The organism is Mycobacterium sp. 1245801.1 (assembly GCF_001673055.1).
GTDB lineage: Bacteria > Actinomycetota > Actinomycetes > Mycobacteriales > Mycobacteriaceae > Mycobacterium > Mycobacterium europaeum_A.
The window spans coordinates 1-1,121 of record NZ_LZKY01000183.1 but is presented as its reverse complement, the minus strand read 5'-3'; the positions used below and the strand labels follow the sequence as shown (position 1 = coordinate 1,121).

The following is a 1,121-nucleotide window of genomic DNA, read 5'->3' as shown; positions in this document are numbered from 1 at the left end:
AGGCAAGGTGAGATCGCCGTGCCTGTCATTGGTAGGCATTGTGTCCAACCCTTTTCTCTCGTGTCGGCGGACGCTTTGAATCTAAACGCCTACCGTTGGACGTGACTATACCTGCTGGTGTCGCATCCGCAATAGTGAGCGCCGTCACCATCTTCGCAGGTCATCATACTTACACGGCTGTAATTAGAACGTCAAGGTGTCGCATGAACGAAAAGTAGGTAGCGCGTGCTGCTTGACGGATTACCGTCGAGTAGGCGACACTTGTTGCACATTCAAAAGCGGCCGCCGTGACGGGCGGTAAACAGCCGAAAGCAAGTGATTACGTTGCCAGTGAAGCACGTCCAGCCCCGAAACCTGACCCTCCTACGTACACTAGTCGGCCCCCAACCAGGCGCCCTCATGTCGGCGCGAAAACTGGCCAGCCGCAGCACAATTCACCACTCTTTTGTGTCCCGGCTCCTCGCCGGTGAATGCACCACCCTGTCGGCGGACCGCGCCGCCCGCATGGCCGAAGTGCTCGGTGTCCGACCGGCCGTACTTTTCCGGCCCATCCCGACAAACAACAAGCGCACTCACATCAAACACGGAGACGCGAAATGAGCGGGACCGCCGCGCCGGCGCGTGTCGTGATGGAGCCCGAGCTGCTGAGCAAGAAGGACGCCGCGCAAGCCCTCGCGGGCATGTCGACGCGCGAACTCGACCGTTATGTCAGGCGCGGTGCTATCACACCACGTATGTTGGGCAGCCGCGTGGTGTTTACTCGAGATGAGGTCCGCCGGTTCGCCACCGAGCTACCCACCTGGGAGCCCAAGTGAACGCCCGGCACGTCGCCGACACCGAGGCCGCGCTCGCCGGCACGGTAGCCGCGCTCGACGACGGCAACGCCCAAATCGCTGCGCTCGAGGACGAACTCGTCGCCGCCAGGTCCACCGTCGACGGCTGGCAGAACATCGCGATCCAGCTCGCCGCGACGTGCGCCGACCTCCGCGAAGCACTCACCGCCGCCCGATGGGCCGGCCTCACGAAATGAGCATCCGCATGCCGAGCCGTCGACGGTGGACCTGGCGGCGACGAGTTCGTCCTCGAGCGCAGCGATTTGGGCGTTGCCGTCGTCGAGCGCG

Annotated in this window: 3 protein-coding genes; all 3 read left to right on the top strand. The window is 63.2% G+C overall.

The window, feature by feature from the left end:
• The first annotated feature begins 399 nt into the window (after positions 1–399).
• From A5622_RS30745 to A5622_RS11575, 3 genes are read left to right on the top strand one after another with little or no spacing between them, the layout of a single operon-like run.
• On the top strand, positions 400–600 hold the full coding sequence (locus A5622_RS30745) for a helix-turn-helix transcriptional regulator (RefSeq protein WP_066876094.1): 201 nt from the start codon (positions 400–402) through the stop codon (positions 598–600).
• Positions 597–815, top strand: a complete 219-nt coding sequence (locus A5622_RS11580; protein WP_232002805.1) for a helix-turn-helix domain-containing protein — start codon at positions 597–599, stop codon at positions 813–815. The genes A5622_RS30745 and A5622_RS11580 overlap by 4 nt, the downstream gene beginning before the upstream one ends.
• Entirely contained in the window at positions 812–1,030 is a 219-nt protein-coding gene (locus A5622_RS11575; protein ID WP_066877191.1) for a hypothetical protein, read from the top strand. The genes A5622_RS11580 and A5622_RS11575 overlap by 4 nt, the downstream gene beginning before the upstream one ends.
• The last annotated feature ends 91 nt before the right edge of the window (positions 1,031–1,121 follow it).

Coding starts and splice junctions, on each gene's coding strand:
- A5622_RS30745 (WP_066876094.1), top strand. CDS start 400: ATGTCGGCGCGAAAACTGGCCAGCCGCAGCACAATTCACCACTCTTTT.
- A5622_RS11580 (WP_232002805.1), top strand. CDS start 597: ATGAGCGGGACCGCCGCGCCGGCGCGTGTCGTGATGGAGCCCGAGCTG.